The organism is Daeguia caeni (assembly GCF_042653845.1).
In the GTDB taxonomy this organism is placed as follows: Bacteria; Pseudomonadota; Alphaproteobacteria; order Rhizobiales; family Rhizobiaceae; genus Brucella; species Brucella caeni.
The window spans coordinates 1-25,155 of record NZ_JBHSEL010000112.1; the positions used below are offsets into that span (position 1 = coordinate 1).

The following is a 25,155-nucleotide window of genomic DNA, read 5'->3' on the forward strand; positions in this document are numbered from 1 at the left end:
GCTTAAATCAAACCCCAAACCGAGCCGGAAACTCCAATCTTCAAAAACACAAATAGTCTCAAATCATTCGACGACGGACACATCCAACCCGTCGCCCATCCGCCAGTAGACTTCGCTGAAATAGGCCTCCAGCGCCTCGGGCGAAAGAAGATCGTCATGGCGGTCGATGATCCGTTTCATGTCCCCAATCAGGTCCCGGATTTCTACGGGTGGCGGATAGTCTGGCGCTGCGAAGACCGTGACGATGCTGCCGTCACGCGGTCGCTTCCCCTCCCTGTTGACCCGGCCGGCTGCCTGAACGATCTGGTCAAGACCGGCCTCGGCGCGCCACGCCTTTGGGAAATCGACATCAACGCCGGCTTCGATCAGCGAGGTTGCGATCAGTCGGCAGGGTTTTCCTTCCTTCAGCCGGATACGGATATCGTCGAGGATCAAGCGGCGATGAGCCGTGCATTGCCTTGTGGTGAGATGAATGAGGCCGTCGAGCCCCGCAGTCTGAGCTTCCTGATAAAGGTCAAGCGCGTGTCGGCGGCTGTTGACGATGACGAGTGCCTGCGTTTCGCCCGCAAGCGATTCGACCAGATCGGCATTGCGCATTGATCCGGCATGACGGATATAGGTGCGGGCAAGCCGTGCGGCAAGTTCGCGTGGATTTGGCGCAAGTTCACAATCGTCAGCAAGTGGCAATCCGCCTTCCAGCTTGTTGCTGCCAAGCGCGGGCTGGGTGGCAGTGCACAGCACGACTGTCACCTTGTAGTTGCGGACGAGCTCCTCCAGCATCCGCATGATTGGCTGCAGGAGATGGCGCGGCAGGGTCTGCGCTTCATCGAGCACGATTACCGAATGGGCGATGTTGTGAAGCTTGCGGGCACGCGACGGCCGGGCGGAATAGAGGCTCTCGAACAGCTGGACATGGGTGGTCACCACCACCGGGGCCGTCCAGTCTTCCATGGCAAGCTTCATCCTGTCGCGGCGCTGCTCGTATTCGAAGCGCTCTTCCTCGATGGCCGAATGATGTTCGAGCACATGTTCATCACCGAGCACATTTCGGAAGATCTCTGCCGTCTGATCGATGATCGAGGTAAAGGGAATGGCATAGATGATCCGCTGCAGGCCGTGCGCGCGGGCGTGGTCGAGGGCAAACCCGAGGGAAGCCAATGTCTTGCCGCCACCCGTGGGCACGGTCAGCGTGAAAAAGCCTGTCTGGTTTTTTGCCTTGGAACGTACATGGGTGAGGACCTGGCGTCGGATCTCGGTAAGTGCACCGGAGCGGGCCGCAAGTGCAGCCATGTGCGCGTCAAAACGTGCGAGAAAGGTGTCGAGCAGTTCGGGAAGCGGCGTCCAGTTTCGATCTGCCTCAATGTGACCAAGGGAAACATCATGGGCTTCAGCATCGCGGCGATCGGCGTCAACGAGACAGGAAAACAGCATGCGCACCAGAACGGAACAGGAAAAGCCGGCGATTTCGGGATTGCGTGGGAAACGCCCGATCAGTTCGGGCACGAGGCCGCTGAGATCGATTGGTAACTCCTGTTCCCAGACAGGATCGATGTTGATTGGTCGCGCCAGACGACGATCGTAGCAGGCATCTGTTTCATTCTGCCGATCCGGCAGGCCGGCATGATGGCCGAGGATACAGTAAGCAATCAACTCGGCAATAGCCCTGTCCGGGCCCCGCGCACGCTCCAGTAGCACTTTTGCGCCGGCTGTCGAATGTTCAACGGCGATATTCGCTCCTTCGAGCCGGCGCTGGAATTCCGGCGAATATTTGCCAAGGTCATGCAGCAGACCGGCAATATAGGCAGCACGCTCAAGCCCCAGTTTTTGTCCTACGCTTGCCGCGCGTTCCGCCACACCGAGCAGATGATCACGAAGTGGTTGCCAGTCTGTTTTTGAGCTCTCGTTGCCGCTATGCGCATAATAAGTCATCTTGCGATCAATATCTTGTACTATTATTCATGAGATTAGTTCTAAATGAACAAGCTGCAATTTCAACAATAAATCATATTGTATGTATTTATCAATATATTCTTATATTTATCTAAAATGATAAATAAAAAGTAAATATAAGTTATAAATGATTTTATATTTTATACGCAACAAACTATTTAAATAAAATTATTGTAACTTTAATCGCAGGTTTGTATTTAAATTTATTTGCAATTACTTTGTATTTATATTTTTTTGAACTATGTGGTGTATTTTCCGGTTTTATGATTTTGTTTTTATTGATTTATTTATATTTTGAGGATTTGTGGTGTTTGCATTGGGCGTTAATGAATATATTTGATCGCATGGCGCGGAAAATCATGCAAATAAGATTGTTGATCTCTTCAGCTGCCGAAATACGGCAGTGCAGTATGACATGTCGGTACGACAATTGTCATGCACGGGCTTTTCAGCTCACGCGAATGTTTTGAAAATCCCAGCTTTTCAGTTTGAGGGGGAGTGGCTGGGGCGCCTGGATTCGAACCAGGGAATGGCGGTACCAAAAACCGCTGCCTTACCGCTTGGCTACGCCCCAAGATCAGACCGAATGGCCGAATGCGCGGCCTTATAGCGGGAGATGAAGACAAGCGCAATCCGCAAAAACAACACTTGAGCAATTCTATCCACGGTTTTGCGCCGCCCGGGCGGTAAACCGCATTGATATCCGCAAGCCTATAGTGGACTGTGTTCTTAATTCTGCATAGTTTGCTTGCTCTTTTTATGATCTTCGACGAAAGCTTCAATAAAAGGAAACGCAGACTGTAATTCGAACGGGGGATGGGGCGCGCTTGTTGTTTGCAGCGCGCAATGACAATGGAAGAGATGGCGAGCGGCGTGAAAACGAAACTGACAGGCAAACTGAAACGCAAGAAGGTTACGGCACCGCAAGCCAAGGCCTTTTCCGTTCATCTTCTGACGGCGTCAGGATCCTTTCTGGCTTTTCTTTCGGTGGTTGCAGCCAGTGATGGCGCCTATACGGCCATGTGGTGGTGGCTGGCGCTGGCGCTTTTTGTCGATGGCATCGACGGGCCGATAGCGCGCAAGCTGGAAGTCAAATATGTGCTGCCGAACTGGTCGGGAGAGCTGCTCGACAACATCATCGACTATGTAACCTATGTGCTCATCCCTGCCTTTGCACTGTATCAGAGCGGGTTCATGGGCACATATCTTTCCTTCATTTCCGGTGCGATCATTGTCGTCTCAAGCGCGATCTATTACGCCGATACGGGCATGAAGACGAAAGAGAATTTTTTCAAGGGCTTCCCGGTCGTCTGGAACATGGTCGTCTTTACCCTGTTCATCGTGAAGCCCGGCGAATGGGTGGCCTTTGCGACGGTCGTCTTCTCGGCCATCCTGTCATTTTTGCCGATTCACTTTCTGCATCCGGTGCGCGTGGTGCGCCTGCGTCCGATCAACCTCACCATTTTCCTGCTCTGGTGCGCCTTTGGCATTATCGCACTCTTTTACAAGCTTGAGGCGCCGTTATGGGTCAAGATCGGTGTATCGACCACCGGACTTTATATCTATTTCATCGGCGCGATCATGCAGCTGTTTCCAAATCTTGGCCGCACACCTGCGGTGATTGCGGCGGAAGCAGCGGCTGCGGCAGCAAAGTCCAAAAGAGGTGAGACATGATCAATGCCATTCGCGTTCACCAGACCGGTGGACCGGACGTCATGCACTATGAACAGGTTGAAATCGGTGAGCCGGGACCGGGCGAGGCGCGCGTGCGCCATGAGGCAATCGGCCTGAATTTCATCGATGTCTATTTCCGCACCGGAATTTACAAGGCGGCGACAATGCCTTTCACGCCGGGCAATGAGGCGGCGGGCATTGTGGTTGCGGTTGGCGACGGCGTTGAGCATGTGCACGTTGGCGATCGCGTGGCCTATGTCGCTACACCCGGCTCCTATGCCGAGGAGCGCATCGTGCCGGCTGACCGGCTGGTGAAGGTTCCAGACGGCATTGACCTCAAGACGGCTGCCGGCATGATGCTCAAGGGCATGACGGCGCAATATCTTCTGCGCCGCACCTTCAAGGTTGAGCCGGGCCATACCATCCTGTTTCATGCCGCAGCCGGCGGCGTCGGCCTGATTGCCGGCCAATGGGCCAAGCATCTTGGCGCAACGGTCATCGGCACGGCCGGGTCGGAGGAAAAGATCGCCCTTGCCAAAAGCCACGGCTATGATCACGTCATCAACTATCGCAGCGAAGATTTCGTCGAGCGCGTGCGTGAGCTCACCAATGGCGAAGGCGTGGACGTGGTCTATGATTCTGTAGGACGCGATACCTATATGGGGTCGCTCGATGTGTTGAAGCCGCTCGGCATGCTGGCCTGTTTCGGTCAGTCCTCCGGCCTGATCCCGCCCTTTGACCTTGGGCTCCTGGCGCAGAAAGGTTCGCTGTTCATCACCCGTCCGACCCTGTTCAACTATGTGGCCAAGCGCGCGGATCTTGAAAAAACAGCTAATGATCTGTTCAGGGTTGTTGAAAGCGGTGTGGTGAAGATCGAGATCAATCAGTCCTATGCCTTGAAGGATGTGCGCAAGGCGCATGAAGATCTCGAAGCGCGCAGGACGACGGGCACGACGATCTTGCTTCCCTGATATTGGGAATGCGGCAATTTGGCGGTTGGGAAGAAAACCGGTTTGTGGTTTTATGGCTTTTCAACTGTCATCGCGGCGGATAATCTTGCCGTAAAAGAACACCAATCGGGGAACGATGTCAGCGTACCTTAACGCCCAACCTCTATTGGAGGTTTGTGGGCTTACAAAAGTGTTTGGTCAGTTAAAAGCCTGCGATACAATTGACCTGATCATCGCCAAGGGTGAGATCCACGCACTGCTTGGCGAAAATGGTGCAGGCAAATCCACACTTGTGAAAATGCTGTTTGGTGCGCTGCAGCCGCTTGAGGGGGAAATCCGCTGGAAGGACAAGCCGGTTGTCATCAGTCAGCCTGCCATGGCGCGCCGGCTCGGCATTGGCATGGTATTCCAGCATTTTTCGTTGTTTGATTCACTCACTGCTGCGGAAAACATCGCGCTTTCGCTCGATAAATCCTTGCCGCTGGCAGAAATTGCCCGCCGCGCGAGAGAAATCGGCCAGGCCTATGGCTTGCCCATCGACCCGGATGCGCATGTGGGGGATCTGTCGGTTGGTGAGCGCCAGCGCATTGAAATCGTGCGCTGCCTGTTGCAGGAGCCGGACCTGATCATTCTGGACGAGCCGACATCGGTTCTGACACCACAGGAAGCCGACCGGCTGTTTGCAACGCTGGAACGGCTGCGCGCGGAAGGCAAGTCGATTCTCTATATCAGCCATCGTCTGGAAGAGGTGAAGCGGCTGTGTGATCGCGCAACCGTGCTACGCCATGGCAAGGTTGTCGGCCATTGCGACCCGCGCAAGGAAACGGCCGCCTCGCTTGCCCGCATGATGGTCGGCAATGATATTGGCATTGTGGCGCGCAAGCCCGCACGGGCAACCGAAACAGCATCCGACATCCTGTTCGAGATCAACGCCTTGTCACAAAAGCCGCGCGGGCCGTTCTCAACCGCGCTCAAAAATGTTTCGCTTGCCGTGCGGGCAGGGGAAGTGGTGGGCATTGCCGGTGTTGCCGGCAATGGCCAGAGCGAGTTTTTCGAGGCGGTTTCGGGTGAAGTCCTGCAGGCAGAGCCATCTGCCGTGCGTATTCGCGGTCAGGCGGCAGGCAGGCTTGGCATTACGCAGCGGCGTCTCATGGGGGCTGCTTTTGTGCCGGAAGAGCGCTTGGGGCATGGCGCGGTTCCGGCCCTGTCGCTCAGCGACAATCTCTTTTTGTCGCGCTATAGTACAGATAAAAAGGCGTTTCTGCGCGGCGGCATATTGAAACGCATTGCGCAAAATGCCTTGCAGATTGCGACCAAACGCATTGTGGAGCGCATGGATGTGCGCAAAAGCGCTGACAGTCCGCCTGCATCAGCGCTTTCGGGCGGCAATCTGCAGAAATTCATCATTGGCCGCGAGCTTGATCGTACCCCGTCGGTGCTGGTGGTCAATCAGCCGACATGGGGTGTTGATGCGGGTGCCGCAGCGCATATCAGGCAGGCGCTTGTTGATCTGGCGCGTTCCGGTTCGGCCATACTGGTGATCAGTCAGGATCTTGATGAGCTGTTTGAAATCAGCGACCGCATTGCGGTCATGAATCATGGCATGTTGTCAGAGCCAATGCCGATTGAGGATGTCACCTTGGAAAAACTCGGCCTGCTGATGGGCGGCATTACTGGCAATGCGCAGAAAATCGAGGTGGCTGATGCGCATTGAACTGGTCAAACGTCCGCAGGAATCGCGCTTTTTTGCCGCTTTTTCACCGGTTCTGGCACTGGCCTTGACGCTGATCGCTGGTGCCTTGCTGTTTGCCATTATGGGCAAGGATCCGGTGCATGCGCTTTATGTCTTCTTTTTTGAGCCGCTGTTTGATGTCTGGTCATGGCATGAGCTGCTGGTCAAGGCCGCTCCGCTCATTCTGATCGCGGTTGGCCTGTGCGTCTGTTTCCTGTCGAACAACTGGAATATTGGCGCTGAAGGACAATTTATCATTGGCGCGATTGCCGGCTCCATTTTGCCGGTTCTGTTTCATGATTTCGAATCATGGATCGTCTGGCCGCTGATGATGCTGATGGGCATGATTGGCGGTGCCGCCTATGCTTCGATCCCTGCCTTCCTGAAGGTCCGCTTCAACACCACTGAAATCCTGACCAGCCTGATGCTGGTCTATGTTGCGCAACTGTTTCTGGATTGGCTGGTGCGCGGTCCGTGGCGCAACCCGGAAGGCTATAATTTTCCGGAGACCCGCCAGTTCAATGCCAGTGCAGTCCTGCCGGAAATCTGGAGCGCATCCGGGCGCGCCCATTGGGGCTTTGTCTTTGCGGTGGTTGCGGCATTTGCCGTCTGGTTCATGCTCAAGCGCACGCTGAAAGGCTTTGAGATAAAGGTGATCGGCCAAAGCCAGCGCGCCGGCCGCTTTGCAGGTTTCAGCGCGGGCAGACTTACGCTCTTTGTCTTTGCGCTTTCCGGCGCCCTGGCGGGGCTTGCAGGTATTGCCGAAACTTCCGGCGCAATCGGCCAGTTGCGGCCTGTCATTTCGCCCGGCTATGGCTTTACCGCCATCATTGTTGCCTTTCTGGGCAGGCTTAATCCGCTTGGCGCCATTGCGGCCGGGCTGGTTCTGGCATTGTCTTATCTTGGCGGCGAGGCCGCACAGGTGGCAATCGGCATTTCCGACAAGTCAGCACGTGTGTTTCAGGGCATGATTTTGTTTTTCGTGCTGGCTTGTGACACACTCATTCTCTACCGCGTTCGCATCATTTCGTCGCGCAAGGCAGGGAGGGCCTGAATGCCATGGATCTGACACAGGCCATTCTCCTGACCATTGCCACGGCAGCAACGCCGCTGTTGATTGCCGCAATCGGCGAACTGGTGGTGGAACGCTCCGGCGTGCTCAATCTCGGCGTCGAGGGCATGATGCTGATGGGGGCGGTTTCCGGTTTTGCCATTGCCCAGGTCACCGGCTCGGCTTGGCTTGGCCTTGTGGCTGCCGTTCTGGTGGGGGCTCTCTTTGCCAGCCTGTTTGGCTTTTTTGTGCTGATATTGGTGACCAATCAGGTTGCAACCGGCCTTGCCCTGACGATTCTTGGCATTGGCACTTCGGCCATGCTGGGGGAAAGTTTTGTCGGCCTGCCGGGCGTGCAGTTCAAGAGCGTTGATATTCCCTATCTCAGTGACATTCCCCATGTCGGCAGGTTTTTGTTTGGTCAGGATCCGGTTTTCTATCTTTCGATCCTGCTGGTCATTGCCGTTTCATGGTTCCTGTTTCACACCCGCGCAGGGCTGACATTGCGTGCCGTGGGCGACAATCACGGCTCTGCCCACGCGCTTGGCGTGCATGTGGTGCGCACGCGCTTTCTGGCCGTGTTGTTTGGTGGCGCTTGTGCGGGGCTTGCCGGGGCGCAATTGTCGCTGGTCTATGTGCCGCAATGGGTTGAAAACATGACAGCCGGCCGTGGCTGGATTGCGCTTGCCCTGGTGGTCTTTGCTTCATGGCGTCCGTGGCGCGTGCTGATTGGCGCTTATCTGTTCGGCGCGGTGTCGATCGGGCAATTGCATGCGCAGGCGCTTGGCGTCGGTCTGCCGTCGCAGCTTTTGTCGGCCTTGCCATATCTGGCAACCATTGTCGTGCTGGTGATCATCTCGCGCAATCGCCGCCTGACCATGATGAACACGCCGGCTTCGCTTGGCAAAGCCTTTGTGCCGGATCGATAGAATTGCGAAGGCGGATTTCCCAGCCGCTGCCGCATGACTTGTTGAGGTCTAACAGGGAGTGCAACACATGAAAAAGATCCTGCTGGCAATGGCCACGGTTGCGAGTTTCGTATTCGGCGGCGTCGCGGCGCATGCTGAAGAAAAACTCAAGATAGGCTTTATCTATATCGGCCCCCCGGGTGATTTTGGCTGGACCTATCAGCATGATCAGGCACGCAAGGAGTTGGTCGAAGCGCTTGGCGACAAGGTGGAGACGACCTATCTCGAAAATGTGCCGGAAGGTGCGGATGCCGAGCGTTCGATTGAGCGTCTGGCGCGCGCTGGCAACAAGCTGATCTTCACCACCTCCTTCGGCTATATGGACCCGACCATCAGGGTCGCCAAGAAATTCCCGGATGTGAAGTTTGAGCACGCAACCGGCTACAAGACTGCCGACAATGTCTCTGTCTATAATGCTCGCTTCTATGAAGGCCGTTATATTCAGGGCGTGATTGCTGCCAAGATGTCGGAAAAGGGCGTGGCCGGCTATATTGCCTCCGTGCCGGTTCCTGAAGTCATCCAGGGCATCAATGCCTTCATGCTTGGCGCACAGTCGATCAATCCGGATTTCAAGGTCAAGGTGATCTGGGTCAATTCCTGGTTCGATCCGGGCAAGGAAGCCGATGCGGCCAAGGCGCTGATCGATCAGGGCGTTGATATTCTGACCCAGCATACCGATTCAACTGCGCCGATTCAGGTTGCGGCAGAGCGCGGCATCAAGGCCTTTGGTCAGGCGTCCGACATGATCAAGTTTGGTCCGAACACCCAGCTCACGGCAACCATCGACGAATGGGGCCCATATTATATTGATCGTGCCAAGGCTGTGCTGAATGACACCTGGAAGTCGCAGGACATCTGGTGGGGCATCAAGGAAGGCCTCGTCAAGATGGCGCCTTATACCAACATGCCGGACGACGTGAAGAAGCTGGCCGAAGAAACCGAAGCCAAGATCAAGTCGGGTGAACTGAAACCATTCACCGGTCCGATCAAGAAGCAGGACGGTTCGGAATGGCTGAAGGAAGGCGAACAGGCTGACGACAAGACGCTGCTTGGCATGAATTTCTACGTCTATGGCGTTGACGACAAGCTGCCGCAATAATTGAGCCGCATGAAACGAAAAGGCGCTTCGCGGGCGCCTTTCAGACGGTTTCAGACCTCTCGACTTTGACAGTGATCAAGGTCGAGGGGTTTGATCCGGCCTGTTCCGGGGAAACCTGGTTCTGCGTGAAACTGCGGGGATCTTGCGCATTTGATGGTTTGCCAAAAGCAAAGGCCGTCTCAAGGAGACGGCCTGATTCTTCACCCACAGGTGCACGAAACCAGATTACTTGATCTTGGTTTCCTTGAACTCGACGTGCTTGCGCACAATCGGGTCGTACTTGGTCTTTGTCATTTTTTCCGTCATCGTACGGCTGTTCTTCTTTGTTACGTAGAAGAAGCCCGTGTCTGCGGTCGACAAAAGCTTGATCTTGATTGTCGTAGCCTTGGCCATATTGCAATACCTGCTCTTATTTAATTGAAACCGCCAGTGAGTCCGGCAATTTCATCCGGCAGCGGGAATTTGGCGCGACACTACGGATTAAGGCCGGAAAGTCAAGTGAGAAAAGACAAAAGCCAACAATCAAGGGCGTTTCTTTCTGATCAGCAGGCGCGCCAAGGCCAGAATGGCATAGGCTGCGAAAAATGTTCCCAACATGATCGGAAAGCCTGATGGGCCCCATATATCCATGCCGACACCGACAGCCTGCGGCCCGACCAGCATGCCAATTGCATAGCAGAAGATGAAGGCGGCATTGGCCGAGGCCAGTTCGCGCCCCGTCAGTTCCGAACCCAGATGCGCAAGGCCGACCGTATAAAGCCCCGCGACAACGCCGCCCCAGACGAAAAGAACGGCTGCCAGCATATACCACTGTGTCATGAGATGGGGCAGAACGATCATGCCGATAAGCCCAGTCATGGCACAAAAGAGCAGAAGCTTGCGCCGGTCATGCACGCGGTCGCTGACAAGTCCGAGCGGAATCTGCAGCAGCACATTGCCAAGGCCGATCATCGACAGGAGCAGGGCAGAATCGGCTTCCGGATAGCCGATGCGCGCACCGAAAACCGGAAAAAGCGCAAAGCCGCCCGTTTCCACCGCGCCAAAGACAAAGACGGCCATGGTGGCGGTCGGCACGGAGAAAATGTAAGGCAGGAAGGGAACATGTTCGCCTTCCTCGAAATCCGGGCTGTCGCGCCAGGCAAGGATCACCGGCAGGAGGGCAAGCAATATGATGCCAAACCCGACATAGAAGGGCAGGCTGCCCGTGCTGCCGATTCTGGAAAACAGCCATGGCCCAAGGGCAAAGCCCAGCGACAATGTGGTGACGTAAATGCCAAGTACAAGGCCGCGTTTTTCCGGTGGCGCAGAGGCGTTGATCCAATATTCCGACAGGACAAACAGCACGGTCAGGGAAAAATGCAGCAGGATGCGCAGGCCAAACCAGGCCCAGAGCTGCTGGAAATAATGAAAGCCCAGGAAGGCAAAGGCGCCCAGAAGCAGCATTGCACAGATCGCCCGCACCACGCCAAGGCGTGCGGCCAGAGGGGCTGCAAGCGGTGCGGCTGCAATGGATGCAACCCCTGCTACCGCCGTATTGGCACCAATGACGCTTGCGGAATAGCCGCGGCTTTCCAGAAGGATGCTCAACAGCGGAATGCCAAGCCCGATTGCCGCGCCAACAGCGGTGATTGTTGCAATCGCAGCTGCCAGAGAGCGCAGATGCAACTGGTTTCCGCCCGGCGTTGCTACCGTTTCTGGTCGGATGTCATTCTTCATGCAGTCAGATCACTTTACGAATAAACCGCATATTGCGGACAGAAATATGCGTAACAGGTACTTCCTCAGGCAGGTCGCCACGGCTGTCGAGAAGCAGCGCGCGCGCCTCGCTCAGGATGACAGGCGTAATGGGCGACATGGGCAGTCTGTCGACCTGATCAATCGGCACCCAGTCCAGATCTTCCAGTTCGCCGCTTGGAACAAGCCTTTGTGCTGCTTCACCGGGCAGGCTGTCGCGGAAGGCAAGGAAGAAACGTGTATCGAAACGGCGCACCTGTCCGGGCGGTGTTACCGCGCGGGCGAAATAGCGTATCTGGCTCAAATCCGGTAAAAACAGATTTGCCTGATCCATGTCAGGCAGGATGAAGGCGCGCCAGTCTTCATGGTCTGGCAATCTTGCGGCCTCAGAGGAAACGGCGCCGGCAATGCGCAGCCCCGTTTCCTCAAATGTCTCGCGAATGGCGCACAGGCCCAGCGCACGCGCGCGGCGGCGTGATGCACGCGAGCCCATGCCCTTGAGCAGCTTGCCCATATCCTGCTGTCTCAGCTCGCTTGCAGCCGCGATGGAACCATCGATAGCGTCTGCCCGTCCACCCGGGAAAACATACATGCCCGGCATGAAGGCAAGGCTTTTATGGCGCTTGCCCATCAGCAGACGCGGCATCGGGCCGTTTCTGTCCACAAGCAAGAGCGATGCCGCATCACGCGGCTTCAGAACCTTGTCCGTGACCGGCCTGAACGGCTTTAAATCGGCTATCGTGTCCATCTTGTCTGTCATGTTACGTCGTGAAAATCGCCTTCGCCTTTGCCGCCAAAACCGTGCATGTGCAAGGCCCATTGCAGGCCGATCGTGGCCCCTTTCAACGGTTGCAGGAGGACCAGGGCAAGAATGAGTGTCACCGGTGCCCAGATCAGCATATGTGCCCAGAGCGGCAGATTGGTCGTGGCCTCGACGCCCATGAAAGCGCCAACGACAATATGGCCGACGATGAGGATCGTAAGGTAGGCCGGCAGGTCATCGGCGCGTTGCGGGGTGTAGTCCTCGCCACAGACGGCACACTTGGCGACGGGCTTGACGAAGCTGCGGAACAGCCTGCCTTCGCCACATTTCGGGCAGCGACCGCAAAAACCGCGCCACATCGCTTCGCCCAGATTGCGTTTTGGCTCAGCCTTGACTGCGGCTTCGTCGCCAAAAACCTTGATCGCGGCAGACTCGCTTTCACCTGATGTCATCGACGCTTTCCTTTCTTGTACCGCGGCAGGCCGTTTGGCCTGCCGTGGCGTCCGCGCATCGTCCTTGATGCCTTGTGATGCGAGCGTGTCGACATCGGCAGGGCGTGCGGTTCGGAAACCATTTCAAAACGAAGCGCCCCCGCAATCGGGAGCGCCTCCACGAGGCGGACCGTCACCGTATCGCCGAGACGGAAGCCTTTTCCGCTTCTTTCCCCTGCGATCGCATGGTTTGCCTCATCATATATATAATATTCATGGCCCAATGTTGAAATAGGCACCAGACCATCCGCGCCATAGGTCGCAAGATTGACGAACAGGCCGGCATGGGTCACGCCTGTCACGCGCCCTTCAAATTCATCGCCAAGATGCGAGGCGAGATAATGCGCGATCAGCCGGTCAACCGTTTCACGTTCGGCCAGCATGGCGCGCCGCTCGGTCGAGGAAATCAGGGCCGATATTTCCTCCAGCTGTGCCTCTTGCGTCGTTGTCAATCCGCCTTCGCCAAGGTCAAGCGCCTTGATCAGTGCGCGATGCACGATCAGATCGGCATAACGGCGGATCGGTGAGGTGAAGTGCGCATAACGGCGCAGATGCAGGCCAAAATGGCCGATATTGTCCGGATTATATTCCGCCTGGCTTTGCGTGCGCAGCACGACCTGATTGACCAGTTCCTGATGATCCGTACCTTCCACCGCCGCAAGAATGCGGTTGAAATGGGCAGGTTGCAGTTCTGCCCCCCGCGCGAGGTTGAGATTGAGGGTACGCAGGAATTCACGCAAGGTCTCCTGCTTGGCCAGCGCCGGCTCGTCATGGATGCGATAGATCAGCGGCTGCCTGTGCGCTTCCAGCGTCTCTGCCGCGGCGACATTGGCTTGAATCATGAATTCTTCAATGAGCCTGTGTGCATCGAGCCGTTCCGGCACGATGACCTTGTCGACCTTGCCTTCCGCATCAAGCAGGATTTTCTTTTCCGGCAGATCAAGCTCCAGCGGCGCGCGTTCATCGCGGCCACGCTTGAGCGCGCCATAGGCCGCCCACAATGGCCTGAGCACGCTGTCAAGGATCGGCGCGGTCTTTTCGTCCGGCGCGCCATCAATGGCGGCCTGTGCCTGCGAATAGGCAAGGCGCGCGGCCGAGCGCATCATGATGCGATGGAAATTGTGCGACTTCTTGTGGCCTTTGGCATCAAACACCATGCGCACCGCCATGGCCGGGCGGTCTTCCAGCTCGCGCAGGGAACAGAGATCATTGGAAATGCGTTCCGGCAGCATGGGTACGACCCGATCCGGGAAATAGACCGAATTGCCACGTTTCAGCGCCTCGCGGTCAAGTGCCGAGCCAGGACGGACATAGGCGGCAACATCGGCAATGGCGACAATCACGATATGGCCGCCCGGATTGTCCGGGCTGGTATCGGCTTCGGCATAGACTGCATCGTCATGGTCCTTCGCATCCGCCGGATCAATGGTGACGAGCGGCACATGACGCCAGTCTTCGCGCCCTTCCATGGTGGCGGGCTTTGCTGCCTCTGCCTCGGCCAGCACCTCATCCGGGAAAACATGCGGAATCTCATGCATGTGGATGGCAATCATCGACAGCGCCCTTTCGCTGTCGACAGAGCCTATCACTTGGCTCACCTTGCCGCGTGGCAGGCCATAACGGCGTGATGAGACAAGCTCCACCTCAACCAGGTCGCCCGGCCTGGCATTTTCAAGCCGGGTTGGATCAAGCTGCACTTCGGCCTGTTTGCGGTCAACCGGCTCCAGCCGCCATTCGCCATTTTCAAGCTTGCGCACCACACCAAGAACGGTATTGGCGCGCTGTTCCAGCCGTTTCACCACACGCGCCGTATAGTCCGGGCCTTCCGCGTCGCTGTTGCGGAAGACCTTGGCCATGACGCGATCGCCGACGCCAATCGCCGGTCCGCCATCCGTCCCCTTGTTCAGCAGCGTGCGCCGGATCAGAACCTGTGGCGGGGCGCCATGGCTCTTTTCATCCCATTCGGTCGGGCGAGCAATCAGGCCGCCATCTTCATCACGCCCCGTCACATCCAGCACGCAGATCGACGGGAGGGAGCCCGGACGGGACAGTTTGCGCGCGCGCTTTTCTATGAGCCCCTCATCGGCCAGTTCGCGCAACAGATGTTTCAGATAAATCCGCGCATCGCCCTTGATATTGAAGGCCTTGGCGATTTCGCGTTTTCCGGCGCGGTCGGGATTTTCCTCAATATAGCGCAGGACATCATCGCGCGTTGGCAGGAATGCCAGCGGATCACTGGATTTCGCCTTGGCTGCGCGCCGTTCCGTCCGTGCAGAGCGACCGGTATTGGATTGAGGGAAACGGCGTGCCAATTGCTACTCCTTTACACTGCGCACACGACTATTGCGTCTGCGGGACAATGTGCCAGTGGGACAATGCCACAAGCGACATGCGGCCTGTGCGCACCGCATGTCCGTCATTGTCCCCTGGCGCCATGCGTTCTGCAAAGTTTAGCAAGCTTTGCTGATTACGCGCCAGCCTCGTCCTTGGCCTTTGCAGACGATTTTTTTGCAGTCGTCTTGCCGGCCGTGGTCTTTCTGGCAGTCGTCTTCTTTCCGGTCGAGGTCGTTTCTTCGTCCGCAGCCTCTGCCTTCTTGCGGGCAGGGGCCTTTTTGCTCTTGGCAGAACCAGCCTTTGCGGCAATCAGTTCCAGCGCTTCTTCCAGTGTTACGCTTGCCGGGTCCTTGCCCTTGGGCAGCGTCGCATTGATCTTGCCCCAGTTGACATAAGGGCCATAGCGGCCATCGCGCACGGTTACGTCCCCGCCTTCCGGGTGTTGTCCAAGGGTTGCAAGGGCTGCCGGCGTTGCGCGTGTGCGGCCGCTTCCCTTCGACTGCTTGTCGGCAAGGACAGCAACGGCGCGGTTGAGCCCAATTGAAAAGACCTCATCGACACTTTCCAGATTGGCAAATATGCCATCATGGCTGACATAAGGTCCATAGCGGCCAATGCCGGCCGAGATCATCTTGCCGGTTTCCGGATGCGGGCCAATGTCGCGCGGCAGTGACAGAAGCGCCACGGCGCGTTCATGGTCGATCGTATCCAGCGTCCAGCCCTTGGGCAGGCTGGCGCGCTTGGCATCCTTGCCTTCGCCGCGCTGGATATAGGGGCCAAAACGTCCCGTACGCGCGGTGATTTCCTCGCCCGTATAGGGGTCCTTGCCGAGAGAACGCGGCTCGTCGGAGGCTGCCGTCTCGCCGTTGCCATCGCCGCCAAGCTGACGGGTATATTTGCATTCCGGATAGTTGGAGCAGCCAACAAAGGCGCCATAGCGGCCAAGCTTCAGCGAAAGCTGGCCGGTGCCGCAGACGGGGCAGCTGCGCGGGTCAGACCCGTCGCCGCGATCAGGGAAGACAAGCGGCGCCAGTTCTTCATTGAGTGCGTCCAGCACATTGGTGACGCGCAGCTCCTTGATGTCATTGACCGAGCCGGAAAATTCCTTCCAGAACTCGCGCAGAACATCCTTCCAGGCAAGCTTGCCATCGGAAATCAGGTCAAGCTTTTCTTCCAGGTCGGCGGTGAAATCATATTCCACATAACGCCGGAAGAAGCTTTCAAGGAATGAGGTAACCAGACGCCCCTTGGGCTCCGGCACCAGCTTGCGCTTGTCGAGGGTGACATATTCGCGGTCACGCAATGTGGCAAGCGTGGCGGCATAGGTCGAGGGGCGGCCAATGCCAAGCTCTTCCATCTTCCTGATCAGCGAGGCTTCCGAATAGCGCGGCGGTGGTTCGGTCATATGCTGCGAGGCATCAATGCGCTCGCGTGCGAGGGCCTCGTTGACACGGATTTCCGGCAGTCTTGCGCTGTCCTCGTCATCATCCTCATCCTCGCGGTGATCGGTATAGGCGGCAAGGAAGCCATCAAATTTTGTTACCGAACCATTGGCGCGCAGCATGGCCTTGCGATCGCCATTGCTGGCTTCGATATCCACCGTGGTGCGCTCAATGTCGGCAGCCTGCATCTGACTGGCGATGGCGCGCTTCCAGATCAGTTCATAAAGGCGGGCCTGATCCTCATCGAGATAGCGGCGTACATCCTTCGGATGGCGGGAAAAATCGGTTGGACGGATGGCCTCGTGCGCTTCCTGCGCGTTCTTGGCCTTGCTGGAATAATAGCGCGGTTTTTCCGGCACATATTTGTCGCCAAAGTTTGCGGCAATGGCAGCACGCGCCGCATTGATCGCCTCTGGCGCCATCTGCACGCCATCGGTACGCATATAGGTGATCAGACCAGCCGTTTCGCCGCCAATATCGACACCTTCATAAAGGCGCTGTGCCACCTGCATGGTACGCGACGCGGAAAAGCCGAGCTGTCCGGAGGCGGCCTGCTGCAGGGTCGAGGTGGTGAAAGGCGGGGCGGGGTTGCGCTTTGTCGGCTTGGCCTCAACGCTGATCGCCGTGAAGCTTGCGCCTTCCAGCATGGAACGGATGTCGCCGGCCTGTTCGGCATTCCTGATGTCAAGCTTGCCAAGCTTCTTGCCGTCAACGGCGGTCAGGCGCGCGGTGAAACTGTCATTGCGCGGCGTCTTCAGAAGGGCGGCAATATTCCAGTATTCCTCGCGCACAAAGCGTTCGATCTCCGCCTCGCGGTCGCAGATCAGGCGCAGCGCCACCGACTGCACACGGCCGGCCGAGCGCGCGCCTGGCAATTTGCGCCACAAGACCGGGGAAAGGGTGAAACCGACAAGATAGTCCAGTGCGCGGCGCGCCAGATAGGCGTCCACCAGCGGCTCATCAATATCACGCGGATTGGCAATGGCATCGAGCACGGCCTGCTTGGTGATGGCATTGAAAGCAACGCGCTTGACGGTCTTGCCTTTGAGCGCTTTCTTCTGGTTCAGCACTTCCAGCACATGCCATGAAATGGCTTCCCCTTCGCGATCAGGGTCGGTTGCCAGATAGAGGCCGTCGCTGTCCTTCAGCGCCTTGATGATATCCTGAAGGCGCTTGGCGGAATTGCTGTCGACTTCCCACGACATGGCAAAATCTTCGTCAGGGCGCACCGAACCGTCTTTGGCTGGCAGATCGCGCACGTGACCAAAGGAGGCAAGAACCTTATAGTTCGAGCCCAGATACTTGTTGATTGTTTTTGCCTTTGCAGGCGATTCGACGACAACAACGTTCATTTGACAGCCTAGTCTAGCGTCTTGGAAAGGCGCTCGCAGCGCAAAGCATGGTATGCATTGCCTTTCACATGAACAGCCAAGCGCTTTTGGTCAAGTGAATGCGATAAAAAATCGCGAAATACAACTAAAGATTGCAATATGGAATTTATGAACCTTATAATGGCAATGATCGGTCTGACCTGCTTTATTACGACGCGCTGCATGACAGAACAGTAACGGGGACATGGATGACACATCAAGCGCATGTTGACAGGGATACCTTGAATTATATCGAGACCATGCTGAAAGAACTTGCCAAAATGGCAAGACATTCCAGGGGAACGCTTCTTTCCTATCTGATCGAACTGGCCGCCGAAGAGGCGCGGGATATGCGCAAGGCGATGCCCAAGGCAGCCCATCAGACCGCCTACAGGATCAGACGGGCTTCAGCGCAATCCGATTGCCGGGATGGCGCAAAATGCGACCGGCAAGATCCAGTTCAAGCAGGATGAGCTGAAGCTGTGCTGCATCAAGACCCGTGTGGCGGACAAGCGTGTCGAGATCAACCGGTACCGGCCCCAATGCATCGACGACACGGTCGCGATGCAAATCGGTTGTCTCTGCCACATCGCTTGTGGCAGCTGCATGAAGCCCATCCTCATCAAGGCCAGACAGAAGATCTGTCCGTTGGGTAGCAGGCAGGATCAGCAGGTCGCCAGTGAGAGGGGAAAGCACGTCAAGAACATCACGCGCTTCGGTCACGATTGCCGCGCCCTGTTTCAACAGCGCATTGGTTCCGCGCGCGCGTGGATCAAGCGGAGAGCCGGGCACGGCGAAGACAGTGCGCCCCATTTCGCTGGCCATGCGTGCACTGATCAGTGAGCCGGAACGTTCCGTGGCTTCCACCACGACAAGGCCAAGCGACAGGCCGGCAATGATCCGGTTGCGGCGGGGAAAATCACGCTGGCGTGGTTCCGCCCCCATCGGCATTTCCGTGACAAGTGCGCCGCCATTTTCAGGTATTGCGTTATAAAGATACATGTTTTCAGGTGGATAGGGCTTATCCAGCCCTCCTGCCAGAACGGCGATCGTGCCGGATTCCAGGCTGGCCTTATGGGCTGCGGCATCAATGCCGCGCGCAAGGCCGGAGACGATGGCAAAACCGGCCCTTCCCAGATCATGGGCAAGCTGTTCCGTGATTTTCAGGCCAACGAGTGAGGCATTGCGCGAGCCGACAATGGCGATGGGCGGTTTTTGGAAAATGGCGCCATTGCCCTTGATGATCAGCATCGGCGGTGGGGCCTCGCAGTTTTTAAGCTGCGCCGGATAATCCGGCTCGCCCATGCCGACAAGACGCGCGCCCATGCGTTCGATTGCTTCCAGTTCGCGTTCGGCGTCCTCGCGCGAGGGCACATGCAGCGGGCGCATGCCACCGCCGCGAATATTCAGATCCGGCAGCATTTCGATGGCGCGCTGGGCACTGCCGCAAAAAAGGATCAGTTCGCGAAAGGTGACAGCGCCAATATGTTCGGTGCGGAGCAGACGAAGCCAGTTGAGCCGCTGGCTGTGGGTCAGGCGAATTCCGGATTTCGAATTCGCGCTTGCTGTCATCCCTTTGATCCTATGCGGCTTTCAGTGCCGTTGAGCAGGCGGACAATATTGGCCTTGTGTTTTATCATGACGAGGACGGACAAAAGGGCAAACAGCAGGGCCACCGACTGGTTGCCCTTGGCAAAAAGCGCAATCGGCACAATGATGCTGGCAATAAGGGCTGCAAGCGATGAGTAACGTGTGAGCAACGCCGTCACCAGCCAGACAGCGGCAAAGACCAGTGCGCCGGGCCAGGCAAGGCCAATCAGGATGCCGAGATAGGTGGCAACCCCCTTGCCACCCTTGAAACCAAGCCAGACCGGAAAGAGATGGCCAAGAAAGGCTCCAAGGCCTGCTGCAATGGCGGCATATGGGCCAAGACGGGCGGCAATCAGTACCGCCGCCGTTCCCTTCAACGCATCGAGAATGAGTGTGGCGGCGGCAAGTTTTTTGCTACCGGTGCGCAACACATTGGTTGCACCAATATTGCCCGAGCCGATCATGCGCACATCACCAAGCCCGGCCATGCGGGTGAGGATCAGCCCAAATGGAATGGAGCCAAGCAGATACCCCAGTAACAATGCGCCAATCAGCGCGAGATTGATCATGCCTGGCTGATCCATTCTTCCCTCTCTTAATCCGCCACAAAGACGGTTTTGCCGCCGACTATAGTGCGAATGACGCGGCCCTGAAAACGGGCTGATTCGAAACATGTATTCTTGGAACGGGAGCGCAGGTTCTCTTCCCGCACGACCCATGGTTCTTCAAGATCAACAATGGCAAGATCAGCCACGGCCCCCGGCTTCAGCGTTCCGGCATCAAGGCCGAAGATTCTCGCCGGCGCCGTTGACAGGACTTCCACCAGACGCAGAAGCGGGATGCTTTCATTGTGATAAAGCCGCAAGGCTGCGCCCAGCAACGTTTCAAGACCGATGGCTCCGGTTTCGGCATCCGAAAATGGCAGGCGTTTGGTATCGACGTCCTGCGGATCATGTGCAGAGACGATGATATCGATCGTGCCATTCTTGACGGCTTCCACCATGGCAAGGCGGTCTTCCTCGCTGCGCAGCGGCGGCGACAGGCGGAAGAAGGTGCGATATTCGCCAATGTCGTTTTCATTGAGCGAAAGATGGTTGATCGACACGCCGGCCGTGACCTTGTGGCCCTGATCCTTGGCACGCTGCATGGCCTCTGCCGACATGGCGCAGGAAAGCTGTGCGGCATGATAGCGGCTGCGGGTGAGGGCTGCGAGACGTAGATCACGTTCCAGCGGAATGACTTCCGCTTCGCGCGGGCTGCCCGAAAGGCCAAGCCAGCTGGCAAACAGGCCCTCATTCATCACGCCCTGACCAAGATACGGATCGCGGGTCTCACACGAAATCACTGCATCAAAATCGCGCGCATAGGTGAAGGCGCGGCGCAGAAGCTGTGAATTTTCAATCGTGTGACGACCGTCCGAAAAGCCAACCGCACCAGCCTGACGCAGCAGGCCGAATTCGGTCATTTCTTCGCCCTTGAGGCCCTTGGTGACGGCAGCTGCCGGATGCACATTGACAATTGCCGTGTCGCGTGCGGTGCGTTTGACGAATTCGACCAATGCCACATCGTCAATCACCGGATCCGTATCCGGCATCATGATGAAGGTGGTCACGCCACCTGCCGCAGCTGCCTGGCTGGCCGAGGCAATGGTCTCGCGGTGCTCGGCACCCGGCTCGCCGACAAAGACACGCGCATCGACGAGGCCCGGCAGAACCGCCTTGCCTGCAAGATCAATGATTTCCGTCCCTTCCGGTGCGCCCTGATTGCGGGCGTCACTGCCGGCTGCAACAATCCTGCCATCCCTGATCAGAACCGATCCGGTTTCATCAAGGCCGCGCGACGGATCGACAATGCGCGCATTTTCAAACAGGATCGCGCTCATGCTTTTTCTCCGGCATTCTGTTGACGGCGCGGATCGAGCAGGGCTTCCATCACCGCCATGCGTACGGCAACGCCCATTTCCACCTGCTGCTGGATGACGCTTTGCGGGCCATCGGCAACATCGGATGCAATTTCAACGCCACGGTTCATCGGCCCCGGATGCATGACCAGTGCGTCGGGTTTGGCGCGCTTCAGTTTCTCGCGATCCAGGCCGTAGAAATGGAAATATTCACGCACGGAAGGCACGAAAGAACCCGCCATGCGTTCGCGCTGCAGGCGCAGCATCATGACGACATCGGCATCTTTCAGCCCTTCTTCCATCGAATTGTAGACTTCAACACTCATATCGGCGATGCCGGATGGCAGCAGCGTGGAGGGGGCGACCACACGTACACGCGCGCCCAGCGTATTGAGCAGAATGATGTTGGAACGCGCCACGCGCGAGTGAAGAACGTCGCCGCAAATGGCAACGATGAGATTTTCGATCTGTCCCTTGGCGCGGCGAATGGTGAGGGCGTCAAGCAGCGCCTGTGTCGGGTGTTCATGCGCGCCGTCGCCGGCATTGACCACCGAGCAGCCCACCTTTTGCGCCAAAAGTGCGGCGGCACCGGCCGAGGCATGGCGGATGACCAGAATATCCGGCTGCATCGCATTGAGCGTCATGGCCGTATCGATCAGCGTTTCGCCCTTTTTGACCGATGAATTGCCGACAGACATGTTCATCACATCCGCGCCCAGCCGCTTGCCGGCCAGTTCGAAGGATGATTGCGTTCTGGTTGATGCTTCGAAAAACAGGTTGATCTGAGTGCGTCCACGCAGCACTGACTTTTTCTTCTCTGGCTGTCTGGAAACAGCGATTTCCTGTTCGGCAAGATCAAGCAGATGAAGAATGTCGAGAGGCGATAGCCCCTTGATGCCGAGAAGATGGCGGTGAGGGAAGAGCTTTGAGGCAGGTTCTGTTGTCATGGCAAGTCACCCGTATAGGGCCGCGAATGCCAGCCCGCAACCGCTCTTATACGTCAAGAATCGATTCCTGAACAAAAACCTTTGTCTTGCAAGCGACAAAGTTTCACTCTGATGGCAGAATGTTAGCAATTTCCGTGCAAGACACGGCACAATGACTGAATCAAACCAATGGATTAAGCCTGTGAAAACCCACGAAGTAACCAATCAGACGCCACCCCTGACGGGACAGAATGCATATCTGGGTGATCCGCTGCTGATTCAGGCTGCCAGCAATTTTCCCAAAGAGCTGCATGTGGAACTGGAACAGACAGGCCGTTTTGTCCTGTCGCAGGAAGCGCAGGACATGGCGCGTCTGGCCAACAGCGAATTACCGAAGCTGCGCACCCATGACCGGCAGGGCAATCGCATTGACGTGGTTGAATATCACCCGGCCTATCACGCGCTGATGCGCCGTTCGATTGCGCAAGGCCTGCATTGCTCGGTCTGGGAGGATGCGCCGCTTGAGGCTGGCCAGCGCCATCAGGCACGCGCGGCACGCTTCTATCTGATGGCGCAGCTGGAAGCCGGACATCTCTGCCCGCTGACCATGACCAATGCATCGCTGGCTGCGATCATGGCAGTACCCGAACTTTATAAGGACTGGTCGCCAGCCGTTCTGTCTCGCCGTTATGATTCGTCGCAAAAGCCGGCCCTGTCGAAACAGGGCGTGACGCTTGGCATGGGCATGACGGAAAAACAGGGTGGCACGGATGTGCGCGCCAACACCACGCGCGCCAGCCGCAATGAAGACGGAACCTATGCGATCACCGGGCATAAATGGTTCATGTCGGCGCCAATGTCGGATGCCTTTCTGGTGCTGGCGCAGGCGGAAGAAGGCCTGTCCTGCTTCCTGCTGCCGCGTCTTGCCGATGATGGCACCAGCAACGGTTTTTACTTCCAGCGCCTGAAGGACAAGCTTGGCAATCGATCCAATGCCTCGTCAGAAGTCGAATTCGTCGATGCGATCGGCCATCTGGTCGGCAATCCCGGTGAGGGTGTCAAGACCATCATGGACATGGTGACGCTGACGCGGCTTGACTGTGCCGTTGCCTCGGCTGGTCTCATGCGTGCCGGTCTGGCGGAGGCCGTGCATCATTGCCGCCATCGTGAAGTTTTTGGCAAGAAACTGATCGAACAGCCGCTGATGAACCGGGTCCTTGCCGACATGGCACTTGATATTGCAGCGGCAACCGCCCTGTCGCTGCGCCTTGCCCGTGCCTTCGATATGGCGGCCTCAGATCGTGCAGAGGCGGCCTTTGCCCGTTCCATGACCCCGGTTGTCAAATATTGGGTCTGCAAGATCGCGCCAGCCCTGCTTTATGAAGCCATGGAATGCCTTGGCGGCAATGGCTATGTCGAGGAGGGGAATCTGGCGCGCGCTTATCGTGAAGCGCCGGTCAATGCGATCTGGGAAGGTTCCGGCAATGTCATGGCACTGGATGTGGTGCGGGTCTTGACGCGCGCGCCCGGCCTGTTCGATGAAGTGCTGGAATGGATCAGCGCACAGCTTGGCCAGCGCGGGCAGGGCACGATCGATGTACTGCGCGCAGCCCTGCAACTGACCGAGACGGATCAGGGTGTTGCGCGTCTTTTGACCGAACAGCTTGCCTTTGCCGCCGCAGCAGCGGAATTGCGCCAGCTTGGCGCGCATATGATTGCCGATGCCTTCATTGATACGCGGCTTGGCGGCCAGTGGCGCACGACTTATGGCATGCTGGATGGCCGCCATGATGCAACGCGGATTCTGGATCTGCTTTATCCGGCATCCTGAGCAAGCCGGCGCAGCCGGTCGAGCGCGCCTTGCAGGATGAAGGCTGCGGCCGCCGAATCGATGCGTTCGGCGCGCTTGCCGCGCGAGACATCCATGCCGATCAGCGCGCGCTCGGCTGCAACGGTTGAAAGTCGTTCATCCCAGAAGGCGAAGGGCAGATCCGTCAGGGGCTGCATGGAGCGGACAAAGGCGCGCGTTGCCTGAACGCGGGGGCCTGCCGTGCCATCCATGTTCATGGGCAGGCCGATGATGATGGCCCCGACGCGCTCGGCCTCAAGCGTTTTCAGCAGCACTTGCGCATCGATGGTGAATTTCACCCGCTTGATCACTGGGCGTGGATTGGCAAAGGAAAGCCCCAGATCGGAAATGGCAAGGCCAATGGTCTTGGTGCCAAGATCAAGCCCGGCAATGGTCTGGCCGGGTTTGAGCAATGCGGGGATTTCTCCAATTTCAACGACAGCCATAATGCCTCTGCGAATATTGAACGATTAGCATCTTGCCATCGTCTAAAGCCACGTCATAACTGTTTACAACCACGAAATCGAGAATGAAGGAACTCCCACATGAAAATCACCTGGCTTGGCCACTCCGCATTTCGCGTTGAAACTGGAAAAGCCGTCATTCTGATAGACCCTTTTTTCACCGGCAATCCAGGCGCCAAGGATATCGATGTAAAAGAGGCAACAGCCGGTGTCACCCATATTGCGCTCACCCACGGGCATGGCGACCATGTCGGCGACACGCTGACAATCGCCAAGGAAACCGGCGCGACTGTGATCGCCAATGCCGATCTGGGTGGCTGGCTTTCCAGGCGGGGTGCACCGAAGGTCGATATCGGCAATACGGGTGGCACGCTTGCTCATGAAGGATTCACCATCACCTTTGTGAATGCGCTGCATTCATCGGCGACGATGACCGAGGATGGCGTTTCCCACGCGCTCGGCAACCCCAATGGCCTTGTCTTCCATTTTGAGGACGCGCCGACCCTTTATCACATGGGCGACACGGATATTTTCTCCGATATGGCGCTGATCAATGAACTGCATCAGCCGGAAATCGGCCTCGTGCCGATCGGCGACCGTTTCACCATGGGCGGTGCTGTCGCAGCCCTTGCCTGCCGGCGTTATTTCAATTTCAAGGTTGTCTTGCCGTGCCACTATGCTTCCTTTGGTATTATTGACCAGACGGCGGATAAATTTGTCGCCGGAATGGCTGGGCATGAGACCAGAGTATTGGTTGCTCCTGCCGGAACGGTGCATATTCTTTAATAAGAGCCCGACTCAACATTTCATTTTTGCGATACGCCTCGTCATTCGCCTGATTGAGGAGATGAGCATCCAAGCTTGTGAC

At 57.1% G+C, this 25,155-nt stretch carries 20 protein-coding genes and 1 tRNA gene; 8 read left to right on the top strand and 13 right to left on the bottom strand.

The genetic code is table 11. From position 1 onward, the window contains the following. Window positions 1-63 precede the first annotated feature (63 nt). A complete protein-coding gene (gene cas3, locus ACFO1V_RS11245; RefSeq protein WP_374833851.1) occupies window positions 64-1,929 on the bottom strand; it encodes a CRISPR-associated helicase Cas3' in 1,866 nt (621 codons plus the stop codon). A gap of 520 nt (window positions 1,930-2,449) precedes the next feature. Further along, a tRNA-Gln gene (locus ACFO1V_RS11250) sits at window positions 2,450-2,524 on the bottom strand. 287 nt (window positions 2,525-2,811) lie between these two features. On the opposite strand from ACFO1V_RS11250, the gene pcsA reads away from it, so the two are divergent. The 6 genes from pcsA to ACFO1V_RS11280 all read left to right on the top strand — a co-directional run bounded on the left by pcsA (window position 2,812) and on the right by ACFO1V_RS11280 (window position 9,424). Continuing rightward, entirely contained in the window at window positions 2,812-3,624 is an 813-nt protein-coding gene (gene pcsA, locus ACFO1V_RS11255) for a phosphatidylcholine synthase (protein ID WP_374833885.1), read from the top strand. Beyond that, window positions 3,621-4,595: a quinone oxidoreductase family protein gene (locus ACFO1V_RS11260; protein WP_374833853.1), complete on the top strand. Its 975-nt coding sequence runs from the start codon at window positions 3,621-3,623 to the stop codon at window positions 4,593-4,595. The genes pcsA and ACFO1V_RS11260 overlap by 4 nt, the downstream gene beginning before the upstream one ends. A 115-nt stretch (window positions 4,596-4,710) precedes the next feature. Continuing rightward, window positions 4,711-6,288 carry an ABC transporter ATP-binding protein gene (locus tag ACFO1V_RS11265; protein ID WP_374833855.1) on the top strand — a complete coding sequence of 526 codons (1,578 nt, stop codon included), beginning with the start codon at window positions 4,711-4,713 and terminating at the stop codon, window positions 6,286-6,288. Beyond that, window positions 6,278-7,360 carry an ABC transporter permease gene (locus ACFO1V_RS11270; protein WP_374833857.1) on the top strand — a complete coding sequence of 361 codons (1,083 nt, stop codon included), beginning with the start codon at window positions 6,278-6,280 and terminating at the stop codon, window positions 7,358-7,360. Before ACFO1V_RS11265 ends, ACFO1V_RS11270 begins: the two co-directional genes overlap by 11 nt. Before the next feature lie 5 nt (window positions 7,361-7,365). Further along, window positions 7,366-8,286, top strand: coding sequence for an ABC transporter permease (locus ACFO1V_RS11275; RefSeq protein WP_374833859.1), 921 nt, complete (start codon window positions 7,366-7,368; stop codon window positions 8,284-8,286). 67 nt (window positions 8,287-8,353) lie between these two features. Beyond that, entirely contained in the window at window positions 8,354-9,424 is a 1,071-nt protein-coding gene (locus ACFO1V_RS11280; RefSeq protein WP_374833861.1) for a BMP family ABC transporter substrate-binding protein, read from the top strand. 225 nt (window positions 9,425-9,649) lie between these two features. On the opposite strand, the gene rpmG is transcribed toward ACFO1V_RS11280, so the two are convergent. From rpmG to ACFO1V_RS11330, 10 genes are all read right to left on the bottom strand, one after another. Then, on the bottom strand, window positions 9,650-9,817 hold the full coding sequence (gene rpmG, locus ACFO1V_RS11285; protein ID WP_374833863.1) for a 50S ribosomal protein L33: 168 nt from the start codon (window positions 9,815-9,817) through the stop codon (window positions 9,650-9,652). 129 nt (window positions 9,818-9,946) lie between these two features. After that, complete coding sequence (locus ACFO1V_RS11290; protein WP_374833886.1) at window positions 9,947-11,089, bottom strand: MFS transporter; 1,143 nt, start codon at window positions 11,087-11,089, stop codon at window positions 9,947-9,949. Between the two features lie 55 nt (window positions 11,090-11,144). Next, window positions 11,145-11,897, bottom strand: a complete 753-nt coding sequence (locus tag ACFO1V_RS11295) for an NUDIX hydrolase (protein WP_374833888.1) — start codon at window positions 11,895-11,897, stop codon at window positions 11,145-11,147. Between the two features lie 17 nt (window positions 11,898-11,914). Beyond that, window positions 11,915-12,373 carry a DUF983 domain-containing protein gene (locus ACFO1V_RS11300; RefSeq protein ID WP_374833865.1) on the bottom strand — a complete coding sequence of 153 codons (459 nt, stop codon included), beginning with the start codon at window positions 12,371-12,373 and terminating at the stop codon, window positions 11,915-11,917. Then, window positions 12,370-14,724, bottom strand: coding sequence for a ribonuclease R (gene rnr / locus ACFO1V_RS11305; RefSeq protein ID WP_374833867.1), 2,355 nt, complete (start codon window positions 14,722-14,724; stop codon window positions 12,370-12,372). The genes ACFO1V_RS11300 and rnr overlap by 4 nt, the downstream gene beginning before the upstream one ends. Before the next feature lie 155 nt (window positions 14,725-14,879). After that, window positions 14,880-17,540 carry a type I DNA topoisomerase gene (gene topA, locus ACFO1V_RS11310; protein WP_374833869.1) on the bottom strand — a complete coding sequence of 887 codons (2,661 nt, stop codon included), beginning with the start codon at window positions 17,538-17,540 and terminating at the stop codon, window positions 14,880-14,882. Window positions 17,541-17,954: 414 nt separating this feature from the next. Further along, window positions 17,955-19,130 (bottom strand): DNA-processing protein DprA, encoded by a 1,176-nt coding sequence (dprA, locus tag ACFO1V_RS11315; protein WP_374833871.1) that lies wholly within the window; start codon window positions 19,128-19,130, stop codon window positions 17,955-17,957. Then, window positions 19,127-19,732, bottom strand: a complete 606-nt coding sequence (gene plsY, locus ACFO1V_RS11320) for a glycerol-3-phosphate 1-O-acyltransferase PlsY (RefSeq protein WP_374833873.1) — start codon at window positions 19,730-19,732, stop codon at window positions 19,127-19,129. The genes dprA and plsY overlap by 4 nt, the downstream gene beginning before the upstream one ends. 11 nt (window positions 19,733-19,743) lie before the next feature. Continuing rightward, window positions 19,744-21,030 (bottom strand): dihydroorotase, encoded by a 1,287-nt coding sequence (locus ACFO1V_RS11325; protein WP_374833875.1) that lies wholly within the window; start codon window positions 21,028-21,030, stop codon window positions 19,744-19,746. Continuing rightward, window positions 21,027-21,995: an aspartate carbamoyltransferase catalytic subunit gene (locus tag ACFO1V_RS11330; RefSeq protein WP_374833877.1), complete on the bottom strand. Its 969-nt coding sequence runs from the start codon at window positions 21,993-21,995 to the stop codon at window positions 21,027-21,029. The genes ACFO1V_RS11325 and ACFO1V_RS11330 overlap by 4 nt, the downstream gene beginning before the upstream one ends. Window positions 21,996-22,176: 181 nt before the next feature. Between ACFO1V_RS11330 and ACFO1V_RS11335 the strand changes: the two genes are divergently transcribed. After that, the gene (locus tag ACFO1V_RS11335; protein WP_374833879.1) at window positions 22,177-23,805 is read left to right on the top strand and encodes an acyl-CoA dehydrogenase family protein; all 1,629 of its coding nucleotides are present in this window, start codon (window positions 22,177-22,179) and stop codon (window positions 23,803-23,805) included. Here ACFO1V_RS11335 and ruvX read toward each other — a convergent pair. Continuing rightward, entirely contained in the window at window positions 23,790-24,269 is a 480-nt protein-coding gene (gene ruvX, locus ACFO1V_RS11340; protein WP_374833881.1) for a Holliday junction resolvase RuvX, read from the bottom strand. The two genes, ACFO1V_RS11335 and ruvX, sit on opposite strands and share 16 nt — an antisense overlap. A gap of 99 nt (window positions 24,270-24,368) precedes the next feature. Between ruvX and ACFO1V_RS11345 the strand changes: the two genes are divergently transcribed. Next, on the top strand, window positions 24,369-25,073 hold the full coding sequence (locus ACFO1V_RS11345; RefSeq protein WP_374833883.1) for a metal-dependent hydrolase: 705 nt from the start codon (window positions 24,369-24,371) through the stop codon (window positions 25,071-25,073). The last annotated feature ends 82 nt before the right edge of the window (window positions 25,074-25,155 follow it).

Bases quoted from the DNA above. Each gene is read 5' to 3' on its own strand.
- ACFO1V_RS11325 (WP_374833875.1), bottom strand. From the start codon at position 21,030: ATGAGCGCGATCCTGTTTGAAAATGCGCGCATTGTCGATCCGTCGCGC.
- pcsA (WP_374833885.1), top strand. From the start codon at position 2,812: ATGGCGAGCGGCGTGAAAACGAAACTGACAGGCAAACTGAAACGCAAG.
- ACFO1V_RS11275 (WP_374833859.1), top strand. From the start codon at position 7,366: ATGGATCTGACACAGGCCATTCTCCTGACCATTGCCACGGCAGCAACG.
- rpmG (WP_374833863.1), bottom strand. From the start codon at position 9,817: ATGGCCAAGGCTACGACAATCAAGATCAAGCTTTTGTCGACCGCAGAC.
- ACFO1V_RS11300 (WP_374833865.1), bottom strand. From the start codon at position 12,373: ATGACATCAGGTGAAAGCGAGTCTGCCGCGATCAAGGTTTTTGGCGAC.
- cas3 (WP_374833851.1), bottom strand. From the start codon at position 1,929: ATGACTTATTATGCGCATAGCGGCAACGAGAGCTCAAAAACAGACTGG.
- dprA (WP_374833871.1), bottom strand. From the start codon at position 19,130: ATGACAGCAAGCGCGAATTCGAAATCCGGAATTCGCCTGACCCACAGC.
- ACFO1V_RS11260 (WP_374833853.1), top strand. From the start codon at position 3,621: ATGATCAATGCCATTCGCGTTCACCAGACCGGTGGACCGGACGTCATG.
- ACFO1V_RS11270 (WP_374833857.1), top strand. From the start codon at position 6,278: ATGCGCATTGAACTGGTCAAACGTCCGCAGGAATCGCGCTTTTTTGCC.
- plsY (WP_374833873.1), bottom strand. From the start codon at position 19,732: ATGGATCAGCCAGGCATGATCAATCTCGCGCTGATTGGCGCATTGTTA.
- ACFO1V_RS11265 (WP_374833855.1), top strand. From the start codon at position 4,711: ATGTCAGCGTACCTTAACGCCCAACCTCTATTGGAGGTTTGTGGGCTT.
- ACFO1V_RS11345 (WP_374833883.1), top strand. From the start codon at position 24,369: ATGAAAATCACCTGGCTTGGCCACTCCGCATTTCGCGTTGAAACTGGA.
- ACFO1V_RS11280 (WP_374833861.1), top strand. From the start codon at position 8,354: ATGAAAAAGATCCTGCTGGCAATGGCCACGGTTGCGAGTTTCGTATTC.
- ruvX (WP_374833881.1), bottom strand. From the start codon at position 24,269: ATGGCTGTCGTTGAAATTGGAGAAATCCCCGCATTGCTCAAACCCGGC.
- ACFO1V_RS11330 (WP_374833877.1), bottom strand. From the start codon at position 21,995: ATGACAACAGAACCTGCCTCAAAGCTCTTCCCTCACCGCCATCTTCTC.
- topA (WP_374833869.1), bottom strand. From the start codon at position 17,540: ATGAACGTTGTTGTCGTCGAATCGCCTGCAAAGGCAAAAACAATCAAC.